This is a genomic window from Melghirimyces algeriensis (assembly GCF_900182565.1).
Taxonomy (GTDB): Bacteria; Bacillota; Bacilli; order Thermoactinomycetales; family DSM-45169; genus Melghirimyces; species Melghirimyces algeriensis.
The window spans coordinates 29995-52756 of sequence record NZ_FXTI01000005.1; the positions used below are offsets into that span (position 1 = coordinate 29995).

At 47.5% G+C, this 22762-nt stretch carries 21 protein-coding genes; 1 reads left to right on the plus strand and 20 read right to left on the minus strand.

Translation table 11 applies throughout. From position 1 onward, the window contains the following. Position 1: 1 nt before the first annotated feature. The 7 genes from hisA to FN782_RS08570 all read right to left on the minus strand — a co-directional run bounded on the left by hisA (position 2) and on the right by FN782_RS08570 (position 5676). On the minus strand, positions 2-736 hold the full coding sequence (gene hisA / locus FN782_RS08540) for a 1-(5-phosphoribosyl)-5-[(5-phosphoribosylamino)methylideneamino]imidazole-4-carboxamide isomerase (protein WP_142505372.1): 735 nt from the start codon (positions 734-736) through the stop codon (positions 2-4). Next, the gene (hisH, locus tag FN782_RS08545) at positions 733-1356 is read right to left on the minus strand and encodes an imidazole glycerol phosphate synthase subunit HisH (protein ID WP_142505373.1); all 624 of its coding nucleotides are present in this window, start codon (positions 1354-1356) and stop codon (positions 733-735) included. The genes hisA and hisH overlap by 4 nt, the downstream gene beginning before the upstream one ends. Next, positions 1356-1949, minus strand: coding sequence for an imidazoleglycerol-phosphate dehydratase HisB (gene hisB, locus FN782_RS08550; protein WP_142505374.1), 594 nt, complete (start codon positions 1947-1949; stop codon positions 1356-1358). The genes hisH and hisB overlap by 1 nt, the downstream gene beginning before the upstream one ends. Continuing rightward, complete coding sequence (hisD, locus tag FN782_RS08555; RefSeq protein WP_142505375.1) at positions 1942-3225, minus strand: histidinol dehydrogenase; 1284 nt, start codon at positions 3223-3225, stop codon at positions 1942-1944. The genes hisB and hisD overlap by 8 nt, the downstream gene beginning before the upstream one ends. Further along, positions 3222-3875: an ATP phosphoribosyltransferase gene (gene hisG, locus FN782_RS08560; protein WP_142505376.1), complete on the minus strand. Its 654-nt coding sequence runs from the start codon at positions 3873-3875 to the stop codon at positions 3222-3224. Before hisG ends, hisD begins: the two co-directional genes overlap by 4 nt. Continuing rightward, positions 3862-5025 carry an ATP phosphoribosyltransferase regulatory subunit gene (locus FN782_RS08565; protein WP_142505377.1) on the minus strand — a complete coding sequence of 388 codons (1164 nt, stop codon included), beginning with the start codon at positions 5023-5025 and terminating at the stop codon, positions 3862-3864. Before FN782_RS08565 ends, hisG begins: the two co-directional genes overlap by 14 nt. 93 nt (positions 5026-5118) lie before the next feature. Continuing rightward, entirely contained in the window at positions 5119-5676 is a 558-nt protein-coding gene (locus tag FN782_RS08570; RefSeq protein ID WP_185956161.1) for a non-canonical purine NTP pyrophosphatase, read from the minus strand. A gap of 120 nt (positions 5677-5796) precedes the next feature. Between FN782_RS08570 and FN782_RS08575 the strand changes: the two genes are divergently transcribed. Then, a complete protein-coding gene (locus FN782_RS08575; protein WP_142505379.1) occupies positions 5797-6879 on the plus strand; it encodes a quinone-dependent dihydroorotate dehydrogenase in 1083 nt (360 codons plus the stop codon). A gap of 100 nt (positions 6880-6979) precedes the next feature. Here FN782_RS08575 and FN782_RS08580 read toward each other — a convergent pair whose 3' ends face one another. The 13 genes from FN782_RS08580 to FN782_RS08635 all read right to left on the minus strand — a co-directional run bounded on the left by FN782_RS08580 (position 6980) and on the right by FN782_RS08635 (position 22747). Continuing rightward, positions 6980-10033, minus strand: coding sequence for an efflux RND transporter permease subunit (locus tag FN782_RS08580; protein ID WP_142505380.1), 3054 nt, complete (start codon positions 10031-10033; stop codon positions 6980-6982). 212 nt (positions 10034-10245) lie between these two features. Next, complete coding sequence (locus FN782_RS08585) at positions 10246-10908, minus strand: TetR/AcrR family transcriptional regulator (protein ID WP_185956162.1); 663 nt, start codon at positions 10906-10908, stop codon at positions 10246-10248. Positions 10909-11065: 157 nt separating this feature from the next. Then, positions 11066-11248 carry a hypothetical protein gene (locus tag FN782_RS08590; RefSeq protein ID WP_142505382.1) on the minus strand — a complete coding sequence of 61 codons (183 nt, stop codon included), beginning with the start codon at positions 11246-11248 and terminating at the stop codon, positions 11066-11068. Positions 11249-11310: 62 nt separating this feature from the next. Next, positions 11311-11811 (minus strand): acyltransferase, encoded by a 501-nt coding sequence (locus FN782_RS08595; protein WP_142505383.1) that lies wholly within the window; start codon positions 11809-11811, stop codon positions 11311-11313. Further along, positions 11808-12473, minus strand: coding sequence for a pyrophosphatase PpaX (gene ppaX / locus FN782_RS08600; protein WP_142505384.1), 666 nt, complete (start codon positions 12471-12473; stop codon positions 11808-11810). Before ppaX ends, FN782_RS08595 begins: the two co-directional genes overlap by 4 nt. A gap of 48 nt (positions 12474-12521) precedes the next feature. Continuing rightward, positions 12522-13430: a prolipoprotein diacylglyceryl transferase gene (gene lgt, locus FN782_RS08605; protein ID WP_142505385.1), complete on the minus strand. Its 909-nt coding sequence runs from the start codon at positions 13428-13430 to the stop codon at positions 12522-12524. Between the two features lie 100 nt (positions 13431-13530). Then, positions 13531-14463, minus strand: a complete 933-nt coding sequence (hprK, locus tag FN782_RS08610; RefSeq protein ID WP_142505386.1) for an HPr(Ser) kinase/phosphatase — start codon at positions 14461-14463, stop codon at positions 13531-13533. Further along, positions 14448-14591: a hypothetical protein gene (locus tag FN782_RS16820; protein ID WP_185956163.1), complete on the minus strand. Its 144-nt coding sequence runs from the start codon at positions 14589-14591 to the stop codon at positions 14448-14450. The genes hprK and FN782_RS16820 overlap by 16 nt, the downstream gene beginning before the upstream one ends. After that, a complete protein-coding gene (locus FN782_RS08615) occupies positions 14588-14935 on the minus strand; it encodes a phage holin family protein (protein ID WP_142505387.1) in 348 nt (115 codons plus the stop codon). The genes FN782_RS16820 and FN782_RS08615 overlap by 4 nt, the downstream gene beginning before the upstream one ends. Before the next feature lie 448 nt (positions 14936-15383). Beyond that, positions 15384-15773, minus strand: a complete 390-nt coding sequence (locus tag FN782_RS08620) for a DUF302 domain-containing protein (protein WP_142505388.1) — start codon at positions 15771-15773, stop codon at positions 15384-15386. A 542-nt stretch (positions 15774-16315) separates the two neighbouring features. Next, positions 16316-19189: an excinuclease ABC subunit UvrA gene (uvrA, locus tag FN782_RS08625; protein ID WP_142505389.1), complete on the minus strand. Its 2874-nt coding sequence runs from the start codon at positions 19187-19189 to the stop codon at positions 16316-16318. A 2-nt stretch (positions 19190-19191) separates the two neighbouring features. Next, positions 19192-21177 (minus strand): excinuclease ABC subunit UvrB, encoded by a 1986-nt coding sequence (gene uvrB, locus FN782_RS08630; protein WP_142505390.1) that lies wholly within the window; start codon positions 21175-21177, stop codon positions 19192-19194. Positions 21178-21322: 145 nt separating this feature from the next. Continuing rightward, the gene (locus FN782_RS08635; protein ID WP_142505580.1) at positions 21323-22747 is read right to left on the minus strand and encodes a S41 family peptidase; all 1425 of its coding nucleotides are present in this window, start codon (positions 22745-22747) and stop codon (positions 21323-21325) included. Positions 22748-22762 lie beyond the last annotated feature (15 nt).

Consider the following 22762-nt stretch of genomic DNA (forward strand, 5'->3'; position numbering starts at 1 on the left):
TTCACTTCTCCTCACTTACTCTGAGCGCCTCCATTATATCCATATCCCCTGTGTACAAAGCTTTGCCGACAATGGCTCCAGCTACACCTTCATTGTGAAACCGAGCTAGTTCCCTCAAGTGATCGGTATTTTTGACTCCGCCGGAAGCAATCACATTCTTTCCGGTAGCCTTTGCAAGAGATCGAACGGCAGAGGTGTTGGGTCCCATCAAAGTCCCGTCACGGGAAATATCGGTAAAGATAAACGTATCCGCTCCAAGAGCAGCCATTTCTTTTCCCAACTCCTCCGCCCGCACTTTTGAAGTATCCAGCCATCCATGGGTTGCAACCAAGCCATTCCGTGCATCCAGTCCCACAGCAATCCGATCCGCATATCGATTGAGCACAGCCTTTACAAAATCAGGGTTGTCAACCGCAGCGGAACCGATCACCACTCTGGTCACGCCTTCATCAAGAAGCATTTTCAACCTTTTCATGTCTCGAACTCCTCCCCCCACTTGGACAGGAATCCCAACCGTCTGAACGATTTTCCGAATGACGGAAATGTTAACCGGGTCCCCTGTACGGGCAGCATCCAAATCAACAATGTGAAGCCATTTGGCCCCTTTTTTCTCCCATCGAGAAGCTACCGTTACAGGATCATGGTCATAAACGGTTTCCTGTTGAAAGTCCCCCTGGAACAGGCGAACACATCGTCCCGACCGAAGATCAATAGCGGGATAAAGGGTGAACGTCACAAGCGATTCCTCCCTTGCTGACAGAAAGACGCAAATCGATTGAGAAGCTTGAGGCCCGTTTCCCCGCTTTTTTCCGGGTGGAACTGCATGCCAAATAAATGATTTCTTCCAACGATCGCGGTCACTTCCTGATAATAGTCCGTCACCGCCAGAACATCTTCCCGATTATCAGGAAGGACATAATAGGAATGAACAAAATAAACATATCCCTCATCCACCCCTTTAAACAAAGGGTGTGGACCATGAAAACGAAGTCCGTTCCAGCCCATATGAGGAATATTGAAATCCCCTTCAAAACGAACCACATGACCGGCCAGCAAATTAAGGCCCTGATGAAAACCGTGTTCTTCACTGCTTGTAAACATCAATTGCATACCGAGGCAGATTCCTAAAAGGGGTTTACCATCTCTTAAGACGGTCTCTTGGATCACATCCACCAAACCTCGTTTTTTCAACTCCTTCATTGCATCGCCAAACGCTCCTACACCTGGCAGAATCAATCCACTGGAGTGACGGACTTCATCCGGGTCCGATGTGATTTGACAGGGATAACCCATCCGTTCCAAGGCTTGGCTGACACTGTACAAGTTCCCCATTCCATAATCAATCACAGCAATCATTATGACAACACCCCTTTGGAGGATGGGACGGACCGGGTGCGAGGATCAATTTGAACCGCCTCATCCAGAGCCCTTCCTAAAGCTTTGAAGAGAGATTCAATCATATGATGCGTATTTCTTCCATAATGAAGAATGACATGAAGGTTCATCCGAGCCTCCAGCGCCAGCTTCCAAAAAAATTCATGAACTAATTCCGTATCAAAGCTCCCCACCCATTGAGCAGGAAACTGAGCACGAAATTCCAGATGGGGCCGGTTGGAAAGGTCCAGAACCACCTGACCCAAGGTTTCATCCATTGGAATCCAGGCTTGGCCATAGCGACGTATTTGCTGCTTGCTGCCTAAGGCTTCACGGATCGCCTGTCCCAGGCATATTGCAATATCCTCAACCGTATGATGATCATCAATCTCCAGGTCACCGTCTGCCTCCACACGAAGATCAAAGAGACCATGTACCGCAAACAAATCCAACATATGTTCCAAAAAAGGAACGCCGGTCTTCAATTTGGATGTTCCTGATCCATCCAAATTGATGCTGACCAAAATTCGGGTTTCTTTGGTCTCCCTTTCAATCGTTGCTGTTCGATCACTCATTTTCTTCCCCCTTTTTGAAACGGACACGGATGGATTCGGCATGCGCTGTTAATCCTTCGGCTTCAGCCAAGGTAATAATCGACTCTGCATCCCGACAGAGTGCTTCGTGACTGTAAGCAATTAAACTGGTCTTTTTAATAAAGTCATCCACACCCAGCGGGGAGAAAAAACGCGCCGTTCCATTGGTCGGCAACACATGATTGGGTCCCGCAACATAATCCCCGACGGGTTCCGGACTGTCGGGCCCCAGAAAAAGAGCACCCGCATTTTTCACCCGTCCCATCCACTTCCAAGGGTCCTTGACCATCAGTTCCAAATGTTCCGGTGCCAAACGGTTGGCCGTCTCCACAGCTTCTTCCAGATCTCCGGTTAAACAGATCGCTCCATAGTTCTGGATGGATTCAGTAGCAATCTCTTTTCGCAAGAGCCGATCACACTGCTTTTTCAACTCCATGGCGACTGCCTCTGCCAAAGCGGGAGAAGGAGTGAGCAAAACCGCAGAAGCCATCGAATCATGCTCTGCCTGGGATAACAGATCGGCCGCCACATAGACAGGATTGGCACTTTCATCGGCCACTACAACAATCTCACTGGGACCGGCCACCATGTCAATATCCACCTGACCATATACCAGTCGCTTCGCCATCGCGACATAAATATTTCCCGGTCCAACAACCTTGTCCACTTTTGGAATGGATTCGGTTCCATAAGCCAATGCCCCTACAGCTTGGGCTCCACCCACTTTAAATACCTGATGAACCCCCGCTTCCCGCGCCGCCACCAGTGTGGAAGCATAAATACGGTTATCCGGACCAGGTGGGGTCACCATCACGATTTCCTCCACACCGGCCACCACAGCAGGGATTGCATTCATCAATACCGACGAGGGATACGCCGCACGCCCCCCAGGAACATAGATTCCAACCCTGGTCAACGGGCGAATCAGCTGTCCCAGCACCGTCCCCTCTGTCTCTGTCACCATCCAGGACTGGCTCTTTTGCCGTTCATGATAGCAACGAATTCGCTGTGCAGCCTGCCGAAGAGCATCAATAAGGGATTGCGGCACCTGTTGATACGCTTCATCAAATTCTTCCGCAGATACCTGAAGTTCCTGTAGATTAGCACCGTCAAACGTCTGTGTATACCGGATAAGAGCTGAGTCCCCGCCCTTCTTCACTTCAGCCAGAATTTCCTTTACAATCTTTTCCTGGCGAGCTGTTCCTTTCTCTGTTTGACGGCGTGTTGATAGTTGCTCCGGATTGATAATGGAGATCACACAACATTTCCCCTTCCGTTCACCAGACCATCCAATCGTTCACAAAGCCGATCCATCCAACCACTTTTCAGGCGGTAACTGGATCGATTGGCAATCAACCGGGATGTAATCGAGGCGATCTTCTCCAGCTCCACCAGACCATTCTCCTGGAGTGTCCGACCAGTGGATACAATATCCACAATTCGATCTGCCAGTCCAATGATAGGCGCCAGTTCCACCGATCCATTGAGACGAACAACCTCTACCTGCTGTCCCTTTTCCCGAAAATAGCGATCTGCAATCCGGGGATACTTTGTAGCCACTTTCGGGTTGAGTACCGGCTTCCAATCGCTCATTCCAGCCACGGATATCCGGCAAGCACTGATTTTCAGATCCAAAATCTCATACACTTCCCGATTTTCCTCCATCAGGACATCTTTTCCCGCTACACCCAGATCTGCCACTCCATGCTCCACATAAGTGGGGACATCCATGGGTTTCACCAGCAGAAATGAAAGAGATTCTTCCGGCACCTCAACGATCAGCTTTCGTGATCCTTCCATCATTTCTTCTGAAACCGGGTATCCTGCTTGTCTGAACAGTTGCAATGACTCATTGAATATCCGTCCCTTGGGCATGGCAATCACCAGCTTCTCATCAGAGGTTTCCATCCCCGATCACCTCCTCCACCCGATCATATCCTGCAAGGGAATCAAAGGAACGATCCGATTCCTTGACAAAGAGCGATACCGCTTTTCCTTGCCGACGCATTCGATTGGCAATCTGAAACGCTTCATACCGCATGTTGCGGGAATAGACCAACGCCACCCGTTCCGGATGATCAGGACCTTGTGTACTGGCCATCACCAAACGGTCTGTTTTTAGTGCAAACCCCCTGGCGGAAGCGGGACGGTCAAACTGCTCCAACAGGCGATCATACCGACCACCGGATAAAAGATAATAACCTTCCGACCCATACCCTTCAAAATACACCCCAGTATAATAATCCAAACTTCCAACCAAACTGAGATCCAGGACCACCCGCGAAGCGACTCCCCAATCTTCCAATGCATGCCACATAGCTTTCAGGTGAGTCACTTCCTCTGCAACCTGTTTTCCACCATCCATCTTGGCCAACTGATCCAGTCTTTCCTGGCCTCCCTTCATCGTCAACAGAGAGAGAACCATTTGCTTTTTGTCCGAACCATTCAGAGACTGAACGCTTTCCCGAAATTCTACCAGATTGCGACGCCCCAGACTTTGCTTCAGCTTCGCGATCATTTCCGGCTCCTGTACAACATGCTCCAACAGCGCATTTAACAGACGGATATGACCCACTGCCACCTGGATATTCTGTACTCCACAGGCTTTCATCGCTTCCACGGCAAGAGCCACCACTTCAGCATCCGCTTCAGGAGAATGGTCTCCGACCAGTTCCACACCGGATTGAAAAAATTCTGCGTTTCTACCCGCTTCCCTCTCTTGGGCACGAAAGACATTGCTATGATAGCAAAGGCGTATAGGAAAAGGCTCCTCCTTCATCAAGGTTGACACCACACGGGATATGGGAGTGGTTTGATCGGGTCGAAGAACCAAGGTGCGCCCCTGACCGTCCAACAGTTTAAACAATTTTTCCTCTTCAATGGCACTCGCTTTTCCCACTGTATCAAAATACTCCAGCGTGGGAGTGATCACTTCCCGGTAGCCCCAAGATCGGAAGCAGTCTTCCACTTGTTTTTCAACCCACTTCTTCTTGGAAACAAATTCCGGTAGAAAATCGCGGACACCCATCGGCTTTTCAAATATTCGCGGTTTCGCCATCCCATGAACACTCCCAAAACAGAATGCTTTATCTCGCTAATGAAATAAAGTTAAAATAATTTCTTGTTAGTTTAACACTGGTGAAGAAACGCGTCAACGGGTGATCCAGTCAGCCACTTTTTTCAGCACCTTCCCCCGGTATGAATACTGTTGTCTTTCTTGCGGGGACATTTCCGCCAGTGTACGGTGATCACCATTTGGAATAAAAATCGGGTTAAAAGGGAAGCCTGGCTCTGGATCTATATTGCTTGGGATGGTATTTACAATCCGACCGGGCGTTCTGTCGGAAAAAACAGCGCGCTTTCCATCCCATAACACCGCAACCGCTCCTTCAAACCAAGCATCCCGACTCTCCCCATCCAGCAGTTTCATTACCCCTCTGTAACCGATTCCCTGAAACACCCGCTTGGATAAAATACCCGGAAACCGGTTATAAGCCTTAAAAAAAATTCCGGCATCATCTACCATCACCCTTTGGTATCCCAAGCTTTGCACTTGGTTCATCTTTTCTTTGGTGACATCCTCAATCGTTCCCAAATCAGGCTCCACCAAATCCAATGAAAGACTTTGAACCCTGATTCCATAGGGCTGAAGAACCTGTCTAGCTTCTTGCAATTTCCCTTCATTCTGTGTAGCAAAGGGCAGAATCATATGAACTCCCTCCAATCTATATTTCATTATACCCTTTCATCATTCTTGGAATGGATAAACAAAATCACCTGAAAATATGGTATGCTACGTTGAAGAATGCTTAGAAAGGACTAACCCATCGTGTATCCAGTCATTCGAAAACTGTTGTTTCACCTTGACCCCGAATCCGCTCACGAATGGTCAATCCGTGGTCTCCGGACTGCTCAGCGGATTCCGGGAATCCTACAGGTTTTGGAGAAAAACATGTCCATCCGGGATCAGCGGCTGGCAACCCGATGTGGACAGCTCCATTTTCCAAATCCGGTTGGAATGGCAGCCGGATACGACAAAAATGCCACCGTCTATCCGGCTTTGGCCGCTTTGGGGTTTGGCTTTGTAGAGGTAGGAACACTGACTCCCAAACCACAGGCTGGAAATTCACAACCCCGGCTATACCGACTGGTGGAAGACGAAGCAGTCATTAACCGAATGGGGTTTAATAACGTGGGCATCGTTCGGGCGGCCACTCACTTCTCCAAACTTTCTCGCCCGTCGATTCCCATCGGAATCAACCTAGGCAAAAATAAAAAAACACCACAAAAGGACGCAGCCGGTGATTATCGGACAGGATTACGGGCTCTGTATCGATATGGGGACTATTTTGTCATCAATATCAGCTCGCCAAACACCCAAGGACTTCGCGACCTTCAGGAGGCGGAATCCCTTCGTTTTTTGCTCACCGATCTGATGGAAGAACGACAGGAACTTCGTGATGAAACCGGGGAGATTCGCCCGCTTTTTCTGAAACTGGCCCCTGATCTGAGCCGGGAAGGTATGAAAGAAGCGATTCAGATTGCTCTGGACTTGAAAGTGGACGGCTTTATTGCCGTAAATACCACGCTGTCCCGCAACGGACTGAAAAGCCCAAACCGGAACGAAGCCGGCGGTTTGAGCGGACGTCCGCTGAATCAGATGGCTACGGATTGGATTCGATATATTTACCGAATCAGCGAAGGCAAGGTGCCCATTATCGGCGTTGGCGGAATCACCAGTGGAAAGGATGCCTATGACAAAATCCGGGCCGGAGCCTCTCTGATTCAGGTTTATACCGGGATGATCTATCGAGGACCTGCGATTGCCAGAAAGATCAACCAGGAACTCATCGATCTGATGAACCGGGATGGATTATCCTCCATCGGTGACGTCGTTGGAATCGATGCCTGAGAAAAGCCCGTAAAGATCAGTCCAGAATACATGAAGAACCCCTCCATGCGGTTATCGCAGGAGGGGTTCTTCTCAATGATCCTTGACAAATTCATTGCCCTCAATCACTTATTTTCATACGTCGGGTATCGGAATCAAACCAGCTGTATACCACAGGAATGACCACCAGTGTGAGCAGTGTGCTGGAAAAAAGGCCTCCGATGACAGCAATTCCGATAGGCTGCTGGATTTCTGCCCCTTCTCCCAAACCCAGTGAAAGTGGAATCAGGCCCAAAACCGTGGTTGTAGCGGTCATCAAGATCGGCCGAAGCCGAGTCATTCCCGCCTCCACAATGGCATCATAACTGGAGATACCTTTCGCTTTCAGCTGATTGATGGTATCTACCAATACAATGGCATTATTCACCACAATCCCGGCCAGAACGATCAATCCAATCATTGCTGTCACTCCAACCGGCGTTTGCGTCACAAACAACGCAATCGTAACCCCAATCACCATGAGTGGCAATGTCAACATAATTACGAAAGGATATTTAAAGGATTCAAACTGGGCAGCCAACACCAGGAAGATAAACAATACAGCCAGTCCGATTGCCAGGATAAGGTCATCAAAGGAGTCACGGAACAGTTCAGCACTTCCCTTAAGCTCAACGTTTAGTTCCGGTGGAAGGAGCTGATCCAGTTTTTCCATCACCTCTTTTTCCACTGTCCCCAGATCTGTACCATGATATTGCACTTTATACTCAATGCTGTCCTGGAGGTTGCTCCGATTGATGGTGATCGGTCCATCCTCCACTTTCAGCGTTGCCAAGTCAGACAAGGGGATCATTTCAACCGCCTGCACTCCTGCTTGAATCGGAAGATCTTTCAATTGATCCGGAGACTGACGGAACTGATCCTCAAAGCGAAGAAAGACATCATAGGAATCCCCCTTCACATTGGCTCGCGTCACCACCTGTCCCCGTGTGGCGTCTGAGACGGCTGCAATAACCTGGGCAGGTGCCACCCCTTTATCTTCCGCTTTTTTACGATCCACCGATACGGTGAGTTCCGGTTTGGTTTCTTTTTCCGAATCAGAAACCTGTTGTACATAATCTAGCTTTTGAATCTCCGCCGTGATTTTATCGGTCCACTTTTCCAACTCTTTCTTTTTTCCGCTCACTGTAAACTCCAGTGTATCAGGAGCCCCGGCCGCTTCAAAGGAAGATTGTTCGCGCAGATCGATCTCCACTTTTGGGTCAACCTTTGTCAACTGGGGTCTCAAATCATCCATAATCGCACGGGTTGAACGGTTTCGTTCGCTCTTATCCACTACATTGACATAGATCTGGGCAATGTTTCGTCCGGAATCCCCAAACAGAGAGTTTTCATTGTTGGCCGTTCCCATCGTCGCCTGGAAATTTTTAATGTCTTTCTCCTGATCCAGGATCTTCTCCACTTTTGCAGAAACCTGTTTCGTTTTTTTCAGGCTCGTTCCTGGAGGCATCTTCAATTCTGCAATGAAAATTCCTTCATCCGCCGCCGGAAGATATTCCGTGCCCACACTTCGAATTCCTACCAATCCGGTAACCAGCAAAACCAAGGCAATCAATGCCACAGTAAACCGATGGGCCAACGACCACTTCAATGTTTTACGAAAACCGCAATACAAAAAGCTTTGCTCACGTTCTTTTGCCCAACGGGTTTGTGGTTTTTTCATAATCTTTGCTGCCATTACCGGAACAAGGGTAAGGGAGATCAACAATGAAGCCAATAAGCTGAATGTGACGGTAAACGCAAACTCCTTAAACAATTGACCGACAATTCCACTTACAAACATAATCGGTACAAACACAAAAATTGTTGTCAAGGTTGATGCCGTAATCGCCACTGCTACTTCTCCGGCTCCATTGGTTGCCGCCTCTTTTGGCTCTTCACCCATCTGTAAATGCCGATAAATATTTTCAATGACAACAATGGCGTTGTCCACCAGCATTCCCACACCCAGAGCCAATCCACCCAAGGTCATGATATTGAGACTGAAATCAGCCAAATACATTAAAACGAAAGCGGTAATCACAGATACCGGGATCGCCACCCCGATAATCAGGGGACTGCGCAAGGAGCGAAGGAACAAAAAGAGCACCAGCATGGCAAGTATACCGCCGCCAACCATTGTGGAGCTGACATTCTTGACGGTACGATCCACATATTTCCCCTGATCAAATATAATCAGTGTATCTGCATCCACGGTTTTGTTTAGACGCTTCAACTCTGCCCGGACTTCCTTGGAAACCTCGGCGGTATTGGCTCCTGACTGTTTAAAGATATTGATTCCCACACCGGGCTTTCCATTGGTGCGTGTGATTACAGAACGTTCCTTTTTGCCAAGCTTTACCTCTGCCACATCAGCTAATGAGATCTCATCCCCAGTCTTCGGGTTTACTCCCACATGAAGATCCCGAAACGCTTTTATACTGGTCAGCTCTGAAATTGCCCTGGATGGCAGATCATTACTCCCTTTTTGAATGATCCCTCCAGGTTGACTCACATTGGAAGCTTCAATCCGTTCCCGAATGTTGGACTGGGACAGCCCATATTTTTTCATTTCCTCCCCGTCAAGGGTCACCAGAACTTGCTTGTCCAGCAACCCGGAATAGTCCGCACTTGCCACTCCCGGTAACTGAGACAACGTTTGCGTCACCCGTTCCACATCATCCTTGAGTTGGCCGTTTTCTTTCCCGTCTTTCACCATGGACAACTGCATAATGGGAAAAGCGGACGGATCAAACTTGAGGAAACTGGGTGTATCCACTTCATCTGGCAGCGGACTTTGATTAATCTTGGAGATGACATCATTTTGTACCTGGTCAATATCCTGCGACCACTCAAATTCCAGCAGAATCAAAGTCATGCCTTCCTGGGTTTGGCTTTGAATGGTTTTTAGCCCGGAAAGGGTTCCCAATTCTTTCTCCAAGGGTTTTGTCACTTTTTTCAATACCTCATCCGGGTCCGCACCGGGATAGGAAGCTACTACAGCTCCTACGGGAGGCTGGATCTCAGGAAGCAAATCCATCTGTAAATTGAAGAGAGAAACAAAACCCATCACCAGAATGATAATCACGGCCACAGTTGTAAAAACCGGACGTCTAATGGAGAATTTAGCCAACTTCATTCCCTGTTCCTCCTTGTCCTTGTTATTTGCAGGTTTGCTGGAACATATCTGATCATTCACTACGGCGATTGGCTAGTGCTTCGAGAAGCCGACTTCCATCTCCATGCCTCCTGTTCTCTCACGAATGTCAAAACGATCTGCTCCGCCTTATCACCAGGGATAATCCCCAATTCTGTCCCAAATTTCCCCATTGATCCATCATGTATCTGAAATCAACACTTCGTCTTTGTTGTTCCCTCAATTGGTGTATCATCCACGGACTGAGAATCATTTTTTTTATGATTCACCAAACCATAAAGAGCCGTCTTCACCCACTGATCCAGCTCCTTTTCCTCAATCATGTTTTCATGGTGCACGGCTTCAAACAATAATCGAAAAAAGAACCGTTCCCCCAACTCAGGGGGAATGGAGATCTCTCCCCGATCGACTCCTTCCTTCATCAACATGCGGACAGGCTTCAATATATATTGCTCATACAGCTCGTACACTTCGCTTTCCCTTTCGGGAAAAAGCACTTTCACATCTCTGGAAACCGTCTGATGAAAATAACTAATGTCCGGAAAGGCATGGGAAAGGGAATAGAAACTTTTCATGATTAACTCCAACCGATCCGCAACCGGTTCTCCTGAAAGGAGGATGTCGTCTAATCTCTCCTTCCAATGAAGCAATGTAAATCGAATCAAACTGATAAACAGATCCTGTTTATCTTTAAAATAATAATAAATCAGTCCACGACCCAATCCAGCTCTGCGGGCGATTGCCCCCATTTCTGCTCCATAGTATCCCCGTTCGCGATATACACCCAGCGCCGCTTCATAAATCTGCTTCTTTCTCTTTTCACGAATCGCTCGATTTTGTTCAGGTGAACGTGGCATATTCCCACCTCTAGTTTTGAAACCCATTTTGGTTGACATAGGTGTCAACTAAACATTTTATAATTGAATCCATATCTATTCAATGCTCCTCTTTTACAGGATTGTGAATTTTCATATGTTATTTAAATAAAAAAACAGCCTGGGAAGGCTGTGAGGTTCATGACAAAGTGGTGAAGGGGAGATATCCGTTTCCGCATCTCTTTCCTCCAGCAAGGAAGTGGAAGGAGTCCGCTTCACCCCCTCCGGTTCCAACCAGCGGACAAAAGGGGAAAGCAGGTTGTCCGCTAAACGGTTGGAACCTCCAGGGGTTCCGCTGGGTCGTCGGAAAAGGATGCTTCACCGGAAATCCCCCTCTTATTTTCCTTTGTCAGCAGTCTCACAGCCTGGGGAGGCTGTTTTTTTCTATTCCTCACTCTCGTTTTTTCTCTCTCGAATGATCCGAACCGGATTACCCGCAGCAAAAGTATTTGCCGGAATATCCCGGTTAACCAGAGACCCGGCTCCAACCACCGCTCCACTCCCGATACGGACCCCCGGAAGAATGGTGGTATTTGCACCAATCATCACCGAGTCCCCAATTTCTACATCCCCCACCCGAAACTCCTCAATCAAGTATTCATGGGTTAGAAGGGTTGTGTTATAACCGATAATGGAATTCTTGCCGATTTTAATCCGTTCAGGAAACAAAAGATCGACCATCACTTTGTAAGCGATGGCTGTCTCTCTTCCAACCGTCATACTCAACATTCGTCGATATAAAACATTTTTCCATGAAAAAAACGGAAGGACTCGACATAATTCAATCACGAGGACATTTCGGAATACCTTCCAAAATGGAACTGTTTGATAAAGTTGCCAAAGGGAATTCACCTGATGAACAGGGTGGTTTTCCGTTCTCCTCAAGAAGATTCCCCTCCTCCGGATGGCGGAAGACCAACCACTTGCAAGAGGTCTTCCATCGTATCCAATACATGATCCGGTCGATAGCGGAATAGGGAGGTACCGTGAACACTCCAGGAAACAGCTGCGGAAGCCACACCTGCTTGCCGTGCGGCAAGCAAGTCATACTTTGAATCGCCCACCATCAATGTCGTCTTGGCATCCCCATCCAGTCTTTCCAGCGCCAGACGGATCGGTGAAGGGTCCGGTTTCGGTCGATCAGCGTCCTCCCAACAAACAACCGTGGAAAACCAAGCGGACAACTGGCTTTGTTTCAAACCCTTTTGCACCGCCTGTCGTTGTTTATTGGATACAATGCCGAGAAGAAGTCCTTCGCGATACAGCTTTTCCAACACCTGATCCACTCCTGGAAACGTTTGGACATACCGATCATGATTGGCCATATTATAGGCTCGATAAGTGGCAACCATCCGGTCTGCCCGTTCCGGTCCACCAAAATGTCTCATCTGATCCCACAACGGTTCACCAAGACGATGGAATACATCTTGCTCACTATACTGATCCAAGCCATACGTTTTCCATGTATGTTGAAAAGAGGCAACGATCAAGGGAGTGGTATCCAGTATTGTTCCGTCCAGGTCGAACAGGACTGTACGATATCTCAAGTCGGTTCCCCTCCCATGACCTGGTAGGCAGTATTTTGTCCACTCATCCTATATGGACGCACCGTCTTTTATTTCAAGATAAGGTTCCTTGGCCAACCCTTTCATCCGCCGGAAAACAATCAATACGATTCCGGCCAAGACTAGGGAAAGACTGACCAGCTGGGCAACACGAATGTTTCCATCGACCATAAAGCCCGGCTCAAACAATAGTTCCATGGGTGACCAGAGTCCATTTAATATGGAAGCCAGCCAAGCCGGCCCATCAAATGCCAGGCTGTCCGTTCTAAGACCCTCAATAAAGAAACGGCCCAAGGAGTACCAAACCAAATAGGTAAAGAAAATTTCCCCCCGCCGTGGATTTAACCGTCGAAGCAACAGTAACAAAAGAAGGCCTACGACATTCCATAATGATTCATAAAGGAAGGTAGGATGGTAATAGACCCCACCGATCTCCATCTGTTCAATCAGCCAGGCAGGCAGATGCAGATTTTCCAAAAACTGACGGCTCACTTCTCCACCGTGGGCTTCCTGATTGATAAAGTTTCCCCAGCGACCAATTGCCTGTCCAAGAATAATACTGGGGGCAACGATATCCGTCAGTTGCAAAAAAGCGATTCCCCGCTTTTTCACAAAGAAAAAACCTGCAACCAATGCACCGATCAATCCCCCGTGAATGGCCAGGCCGCCTTTCCAGACTGCAATGATATCACCGGGATTCTGCATATAATACTCCCATTCAAAGGCGACATAATAAAGCCGGGCACCCAGTATCGCCGCAGGGATCACCCAGATCATCATGTCAAGAAACAGTTCGCTGTCCAGTCCATGGCGCTTTCCTTCCAGAATGGCAATCCAAAGACCGAGTAGAACTGCCGACCCCATGATCACCCCGTACCAATGAACCTGGACTGGCCCTAGAGAGATGGCGACCGGGTCGATTGCCTGTGCAAATAGCATCCGTATGGCTCCTCCTTTATTTACTGCTTTTGGCGAAAATTCAATACCCATTTTAACCTAATTGTTTAGGAAAAGAAACGTAAAAAGGAAGATTCTATATTTATAGCTCTTCATGATCCTCCAGGCTTTGATTCAGATTTTGCGCAAATGTCTTGGCAGCGTGATACCCCATCCGCTTCAGACGGAAATTCATTGCTGCCACTTCAACAATAACCGCCAAATTGCGTCCAGGACGAACGGGAACGGTGAGAAGGGGAATATTGGTATCAATAATCTGAATCCGGTCTTCATCCAATCCCAGGCGATCATATTGCCGGTCTTCTTCCCAGGCTTCCAGGCGGATCACCATGGAAATGCGTTTGTATTCCCGGACGGCTCCCGCTCCAAAAAGCGTCATGACATTAATAATCCCAAGTCCGCGAATTTCCAGCAAATAGCGGATCAATTTGGGAGCGTGCCCCACTAAACGCTTATCCTCTTCCTGGCGAATTTCCACAGCATCATCCGCCACCAATCGGTGCCCACGCTTTACCAGTTCCAGGGCCGTTTCACTTTTTCCAATTCCACTGGAGCCGGTAATCAACACTCCCACACCATATATATCCACTAAAACTCCATGCAACGTGGTAGCGGGGGCCAAACGCCTCTCCAGATAATTGGTCACTTTGCTGCTGAATCGCGTGGTGGAATCAGGCGTGCGCAAAACGGGGATTCCCCTGCGTTCCGCTGATTGCAGCAACTCCTCAGGAATGTCCTGTCCCCGTGTGATACAGAAACAGGGAGTTTGTTCATCACACAGAAACTTCAGGCGCTCTCTGCGGATGGATTCCGTTAATCCGGATATAAAGGTCAGTTCCGTCCTGCCCAACATTTGAATACGCTCCGCAGGATAATAGGTAAAGAAACCGGCCAGTTCCAGACCAGGGCGATACAGATCGCTGGTAACCAATTCCTTAGTTAGACCTTTTTTCCCACCGATCGTCTCCAGATCGAACTGTTGAACGATCTCTTTCACCGTCACTTTCTCTTCCATCCCCAAGAACCCCCTTTCATAAGAAAACAGCGGTCGGAACCGCCGACCGCCCGGTTGTTGAGATCAGAATACCGTTCTTCAGTCCCTTTGTCAAAAGCATACAATGCAAAAATTCCATTTTCTGTCAATCACGGAGATTCTCCCAAATCCCATTTAACAGCCAGGAAATGATACTGACTAAAATCGATCCCAACAGGGAACCAAGGAAGCCGTCTACCTCAAAGCCCTCAACCAATGCTCCCGTCAACCAGAACAGGAATGCATTCAGGACAAAGATAAAAAGTCCCAGTGTTAGAAACGACAGGGGTAACGTGAAAAAAACCAATATGGGTCTGATAAATGTATTGATCAGACCCAAAACAAGGGCCACCAATAATGCAACCCCGTATCCGTCCACTTCAATTTGCGGCATAAATTGAGAGACAATCAGGACAGCCAGGGCATTGAGCAACAAACGGATGAACAGTCTCATTTTCTCCTTCCTCCTTGTTTGATCCATTCTTTTTCTCATTCTATATGACAAACCAGCTCAACAGGCAACCGATTTTACGGATAAAATCCTTCAATTGTGAACCTCTCTTTTCGGGATCATCCATGCAGTCGCCCTTACGCTGTTCTGAACACTGAATACATTAAAAAAGAAAATCTGAATAAGAGGAGAGAAATAGAATGTGGATTCCTTCGTTTTTACGTCAAAGATTTTCCGGTTTCATATCAGGGGCGGGAAGATGGATCAAGCTTTTCCAACGAGGGCGTCGTTATATGCAGAGATTGATGCGCTTTTTTGGAAAGCTCCGGTCTCTTCAATCCAAATTAAAGCCTCTGCATTCCATGATGAAAGCGTTCATCTGACCATGAAAACCGGCCCCTTCCAAAAGAAAGAGGCCGGTTTTCATGGTGGAGAAAGAGACTTCTCTCACCTATTTCGCTTCATCAATCGCCTGAATCATGCTTTGTTCCGCATCTTCTGCGAGGGTCTTCAATTGTTCATCCTCAGTCATTTCCATCAGTGTGGTCGGGCGCAGCAAACCAATATGTGTCTTCAAGGTTTCTTCACTCTGATAGACTACGATTTTACAGGGAAGGAAGTATCCTCCTTTTTGATTTCGGGTCAATACTTTTTTCGCCACATCGGGATTACAAACTTCCAACACCCGAAAGTCCTGTTCCAAGGCAATTCCTTTTTCCATCAGTTTTGTCGGGATATCCAATTTCCACAAAACACCAAATTTGTGATTGGATAGTGTTTGTTCCAATGCTTGAATAGCTTCATCCACGGTTTTTGTTGTTTCTACGGTATAATCAAACATATGAGGAATCCTCCCTTTCTGATTATTCCCGGTCATGACTGATAGACAGCTAACACGTCCATCAGGGAGCCCGTGGGCTTATCGATCCCATCGAAGGCGGCCATCGTTTCACTGAGTCCCTCGTCTTTTATTTTCTGACAGGGTTATTTCAAGTATTTCCGCACTTCAAAGATTATTGTACCAAAAACTTGTCGGAATTGTCGTATCGGTTCACATTCGTACAAAAATCAATCCCCGGTTACATCGGATGCTGCGGGACACACCCTGAACCGGAGAATCAAAAAGAATCGATGAGGGAATGAGGGAATCATTATGGTCTTTGCATCTCATTCCTTCAGCAAAGAGGCTAACCCGACCTCTTCGTCCCAATCAGCAAACAAAAGGAAAACAGATTGTATGCTGAACGTCTGGGACCTGATGCAACAGATCTGCTGGAGGGTTAGTAGGAAGGGATGCTTCCCTAAAAAGCACCCTTTCTTCCAGAAAGAACTTTGTCAATATCCTCATACATCTTATGCTCTTCAGTCGTTTTTCATTACCATTTAATCGGAAATCTGAGCCGACAACGTTTGAAAGTAGTTTTCCATTCGTTGGCGATCCCTTTCCAGAATGGGTTTCAAAAACTGTCCGGTGTAGGAACGATCGATGTTTGCCACCTCTTCCGGCGTGCCGGTGGCAACAATCGTACCACCGCCCGTTCCTCCTTCGGGTCCGAGGTCAATGATATAATCCGCTGTTTTAATCACGTCCAGATGATGTTCAATCACGAGGACCGAATCCCCATTTTCCACCAACCGGTTCAATACCTTTAACAGACGGGATATATCATCAATGTGAAGGCCTGTCGTTGGCTCATCCAGAATATAGAGGGTACGCCCCTTGCTCCGCTTGTACAGTTCAGAAGCCAGTTTCACCCGCTGGGCCTCTCCTCCTGACAGCGTGGTAGCGGGTTGACCCAGTTTGAGGTAGCCGAGCCCCACATCCACCAATGTTTGCAGCTTCCTCTGAATCCGTGGAATGTTTTTAAAAAATTCCAGCGCTTTTTCTACACGCATATCCAAAACATCGGAAATGGTTTGACCTTTGTATGTCACTTCCAGGGTTTCCCGATTGTAACGTTTCCCCTTGCATTCCTCACAGGGTACATAAACATCGGGAAGAAAATGCATTTCAATTTTGATAATCCCATCTCCACGACAGGCTTCGCAACGTCCACCTTTCACATTAAAACTGAAGCGTCCTTTTTTATAACCTCTTACTTTGGCTTCCTGAGTCGAGGCAAACACGTCCCGAACATCATCAAACAGACTGGTATAGGTGGCCGGGTTGGACCTGGGGGTCCGTCCGATGGGAGATTGATCGATATTGATCACCTTGTCCAAATGCTCTATGCCCTTGATTTCCCGGTGTTCTCCGGGAATCCATTTGGATTTGTTCAGCTTTCTGGATAAGGCTTTCAACAATATTTCATTGATCAATGTACTTTTGCCAGATCCGGATACTCCGGTCACACAGGTAAATACACCCAATGGAATGCTAACATCAATGTTTTTGAGATTGTTTTCAACGGCTCCTTGGATATCCAGCCATTTTCCGTTGGATTTTCTTCGCTCCTCAGGAAGTGGAATAAATGTTCGACCTGATAAGTAACGTCCGGTAATGGAGTGCTCCATCTCCATCACTTCTTCCGGTGTTCCCTGAGCCACGATTTGACCCCCGTGAGACCCTGCACCGGGTCCAACATCAATAATGCAGTCAGAGGCGAGCATGGTATCCTCATCATGCTCCACAACAATCAGGGTGTTTCCCAGCTCTCTCATCTGCTTCAATGTTTGAATCAGGCGTGCATTATCTCGCTGGTGCAATCCAATACTGGGCTCATCCAGGATATAAAGAACCCCCATCAACTTGGAACCGATTTGAGTCGCCAATCGAATCCGTTGGGCCTCCCCTCCGGAAAGCGTCCCGGCGGACCGGTTCAATGTTAAGTAATCCAAGCCCACATTGACCAAAAAGCCCAACCGACTGTCAATTTCCTTGATAATCTGACGGCCGATTTGCATCTCCTTCTCCGACAGTTGCAAATCCCTTAAAAATTCCTTGGCTTCCTGGATCGAAAGGGACGTAACATAGGCAATTGTCTTTCCACCCACCAGTACACTGAGGCTTTCTTTCTTTAAGCGAGCCCCATCACACGCTGGGCAGGCCTTGTTACTCATATAGTTTTCAATCTGTTCCCGGATCATATCTGAACCGGTTTCCCGATACCGTCGTTCCAAGTTTTTTAATACTCCCTCAAAGCGGATGGTCAGTTCTTTTACCTGGCCATAGTCTGTTTCATACCGAAAGGGAATGCGTTCTCCAGTTCCTTCGAGAATGGTTTTTAAATCTTTAGCCGGGATGTCTTTGACCGGAACATCCATATCGATCCCATAATGCTTACATGCTGACTCCAAGAGTGAAGGATAATAATTGCTGGATTTCCCGATCCATGGCTCAATGGCCCCTTCCCGCAAACTTTTGCTTTTATCCGGTATGACCAACTCAGGGTCCACTTCCATCCGGCTTCCAAGACCGTCACAGGTGGGACAAGCCCCATAAGGACTATTAAAGGAGAACATCCGTGGAGAGAGTTCATCCATACTAAACCCGCATTCCGGACAGGCCAGGTTCTGACTGAACAACATTTCTTCCCCATCGATCACATCGATCAGAACCTTTCCTCCGGCAAGATGGAGAGCTGTTTCCAACGAGTCAGTCAATCGGGTTTCAATCCCGGATTTGACAACAATCCGATCCACGACCACTTCAATAGTATGTTTTTTATTTTTCTCCAAGGTCACCTCTTCGGATAGATCCTTAATTTCCCCATCCACCCGAACGCGGACATACCCTTGTTTCCGAATATCGTCCAATAACTTGATATGTTCTCCTTTTCTCCCCTTTACCAACGGCGCCAATATCTGAATCCTCGTTCGCTCAGGGAGCTCCAAAATCCGGTCCGTAATCTGCTGAACGGTCTGGGAGGAAATCTCAATGTGATGTTCCGGACAGAAGGGACGTCCCACACGAGCAAAGAGAAGGCGAAGATAATCATAAATCTCAGTTACCGTCCCCACTGTGGATCGAGGGTTTCGACTCGTGGTTTTCTGATCGATGGAAATAGCCGGAGACAAGCCATCAATGGAATCGACATCCGGCTTGTCCATCTGTCCCAGAAACTGTCGGGCATATGCAGAAAGAGACTCCACATAGCGTCGTTGACCCTCGGCATAAATGGTGTCAAAGGCTAGGGAAGATTTCCCAGAACCGGAAAGGCCCGTCAATACAACAAATTGGTCACGGGGGATGGTAATATCAATGTTTTTCAGATTATGAACCCGAGCACCTCGTATAACAATATTTTCCTGCGACACAGTTAAGCTCCTTCCGCTTTCAGTTCGATAATCATATCCCTCAATTCCGCTGCACGTTCAAACTGAAGGTCTTTGGCCGCTTGTTTCATCTCCTTCTCCAAGCGTTGAATCAATTTCCGACGTTCTCTCACTCCCATTTTTTCCATATCGGGAGCGGCTTGATACGTCTCATTCTCCTCAGCCACCTTCGTGGCTTCAATTACACCGCGAATCTCTTTTCGTATGGTCTGTGGGGTAATACCATGCTTCTCATTGTGTGCCATTTGAATGGACCGGCGGCGTTCTGTCTCTTCAATCGCCTTCTGCATCGATTGTGTGATGGTGTCAGCGTACATAATGACTTCTCCGTTCGCGTTCCTCGCCGCACGACCAATCGTCTGGATCAAAGAGCGTTCTGCCCGAAGAAACCCTTCCTTATCCGCATCCAAGATGGCGACCATGGAAACCTCCGGGAGGTCTAGACCTTCCCGCAACAGGTTGATCCCCACCAGAACATGATATTCTCCCAGTCGAAGCTTTCTTAAAATCTCCATCCGTTCAATGGTTTTAATATCAGAGTGAAGATATTGAACCTTAATCCCCGCTTCTTTTAGATAGTCCGTCAAATCTTCGGCCATCTTCTTAGTCAATGTCGTTACCAACACCCGTTCATTCCGTTCCACCCGTGTGTTCACTTCACCGATTAAATCATCAATTTGCCCTTTGATTGGACGGACATGTATTTTGGGGTCCACCAGCCCTGTGGGACGAATGATTTGCTCGACCACATTCGGTTGTTTTTCCAATTCATAGGGTCCCGGTGTAGCAGAAACATGAATCACTTGATGAACATGGCGTTCAAACTCCTCAAATCTAAGCGGACGGTTATCCAAAGCGGAGGGCAAGCGAAAACCGTGATTTACCAGCATTTCCTTCCGGGAACGGTCCCCCTTGTACATTCCCCCAATCTGAGGAATGGTCACATGGGATTCATCAATGACCATCAAATAATCCTCCGGAAAGTAATCCAACAGGGTATAAGGAGGATCGCCCGGTTTTTTTCCCACCAAATGGCGGGAATAGTTCTCGATTCCAGAACAGAATCCAACCTCTCTCATCATCTCCATATCATAACGGGTTCGTTGCTCCAAACGCTGAGCCTCCAACAGCTTGTTTTGAGCATTCAACTCTTCCAAACGTTCTTCCAACTCTTTTTCAATCTCTTTTATCGCCCGTTGCAGAACATCCTCCTGTGCCACATAGTGAGAAGCAGGGAAAATAGCGATATGTTCCCTGTCTCCCAAAATTTCTCCAGTTACCACATCAATTTCACGAATCCGGTCAATCTCATCCCCGAAAAACTCCACCCGAACCGCTTGTTCACTTCGGGAAGCCGGGAAAATTTCCACTACATCTCCCCGGACCCGGAATGTTCCCCGTACAAAGTTCATATCATTCCGCTCATACTGAATATCCACCAGATCCCGCAGAACCTGATTTCTCTCCTTCTCCATTCCCACCCGCAACGAGGTTACCTGTTTCCTGTATGCCTCAGGAGAACCGAGTCCATAAATACAGGAAACACTTGCCACAACGATCACATCTCTGCGCTCAAACAAGGCACTGGTGGCAGAGTGTCGAAGTTTGTCAATCTCATCATTAATAGATGCATCTTTTTCGATATATGTGTCTGTTTGTGGAACATACGCTTCCGGTTGATAGTAATCATAATAACTCACAAAGTATTCCACTGCATTGTGAGGAAAAAACTCTTTCAGCTCCCCGCACAACTGAGCCGCTAATGTTTTATTTGGGGCAATCACCAAAGTCGGTTTTCCCACCTTGGCAATCGTATGGGCCATGGTAAAGGTTTTTCCTGTTCCCGTTGCCCCAAGCAACGTCTGATACTTTTCTCCTCCCAGGACTCCCTCCGTCAATTGTTCAATTGCTTTAGGCTGGTCACCCTGGGGAGTGTAATCGGAGACCAGGCGAAAAGGCGTTTCAGTCATGGTTGATCACCTCGACTTTTTCACTTTTTTCATTATACCATAAATAGGGCAGACTCAAGAACGCTTGTTCTTCTCCTGGTTGTAAGGTTCATCCAAAAACAAACAAACCCCCCCTTTTTTTGAAAAAGGGAGGACTTTATATGCCTTATTTCATCTCTTTTTTCAATGTTTTCAAGGCAACCTGCAATTGCAGATCACTTTCCGGCTCCCGCAACAGGGATACAAATTCATCTTGAAGTTTCAACGCTGTTTTTTTATCCACTGTTCCAGTAACGGAAAGGTCATTCGTCTTTTGAAAAGCCTTGACTGCTGTTTCCGTCTTTTTGTCAAAGTAACCATCAGTCCGCCCAGGGCGGTACCCCAATCCTTCAAGAATCAGCTGAAGACTCTTTACCTGTTGGGAATTTGTATCCCGTTTCAGTTGATCTTCCGGTTGCGGAGGGGTGGCTGTATAGTATTTCGGAAGCTTCACTTTCACATCGGGCTTGATCCCTTTTTCGTGAATCCAATTCCCCTTGGGTGTTAACCATTTGGCCATGGTCAGTTTCAAATTGCTTCCGTCATCAAAATCTTTTGCTGTTTGAACCGTTCCCTTTCCGAAAGAGGTTTGACCCACAATTTTGTAACCGCCGGATTCTTTCAGTGCCGCCGCCAGAATTTCTGAAGCACTTGCCGATCCTTTATCTGTCAGAACAACAATCGGATAGTCTTTCTTTTCTTCCAGCTTGGACTTGTATTCCATTCGGTTTCCCTGTTTATCTTCCGTCATCATGATCTTTTTCTCATGAGGAACCAGTTGTTCACTGATCTCCAGAACAGCCGGCAACAGTCCGCCGGGATTCCCGCGAACATCGATGACAAGCCCTTCCATTCCCTTTTTCTCCAGTTTCTCCAATTCCTCAATAAAGTCAGAAGAGGTATCTTCGGAGAACTGGGAGATCTCGATTTTACCGATTTTATCTTCCATCATTTTCGTATGGACCGTCTCAATCGGTATCTCATCGCGGACCACCGTAATCTTTAAGATATCATCCTGGCCGGGACGCATCACTTCCAAACGCGCTTTCGTCCCTTTTTTTCCTTTGATTTCGGATACCGCCTCATTTAAGTCCATTCCTTCCAGACTTTTTCCATTCACTTTAAGAATCTGGTCTTCAGGGCGCAAACCCGCTTTTTCGGCAGGCGACTCCTTAAATGGGGAAACAATGGTTACTCTTCCCTTTTTCATCGTTACCTCTGCACCGATTCCCTGAAAGGATGACTCCAGTGAAGAATGAAATTGTTTCGCCGTCTCCTGATCCATATAAGCGGAATACGGATCTTCCAGAGATTCCACCATTCCACGAATCGCCCCGTCGATCAGTTTTTGATCCTTTACCTCACCGATATAACGGGACTTAATCATGGCATAGGCTTCTTTCAGTTTATCCAAATCATCTTCAAACCCTTGAGAATTTCCATTTCCCGTTACCTGCGATAACAGTCCATTTTCGCCTACCACCGCCGCAGTTGTCAGACTGCTGAAAAGAACGGTGAAGACGACAATCAAAGCAACGGTACGTCCGCGCATATACATTCAGACACC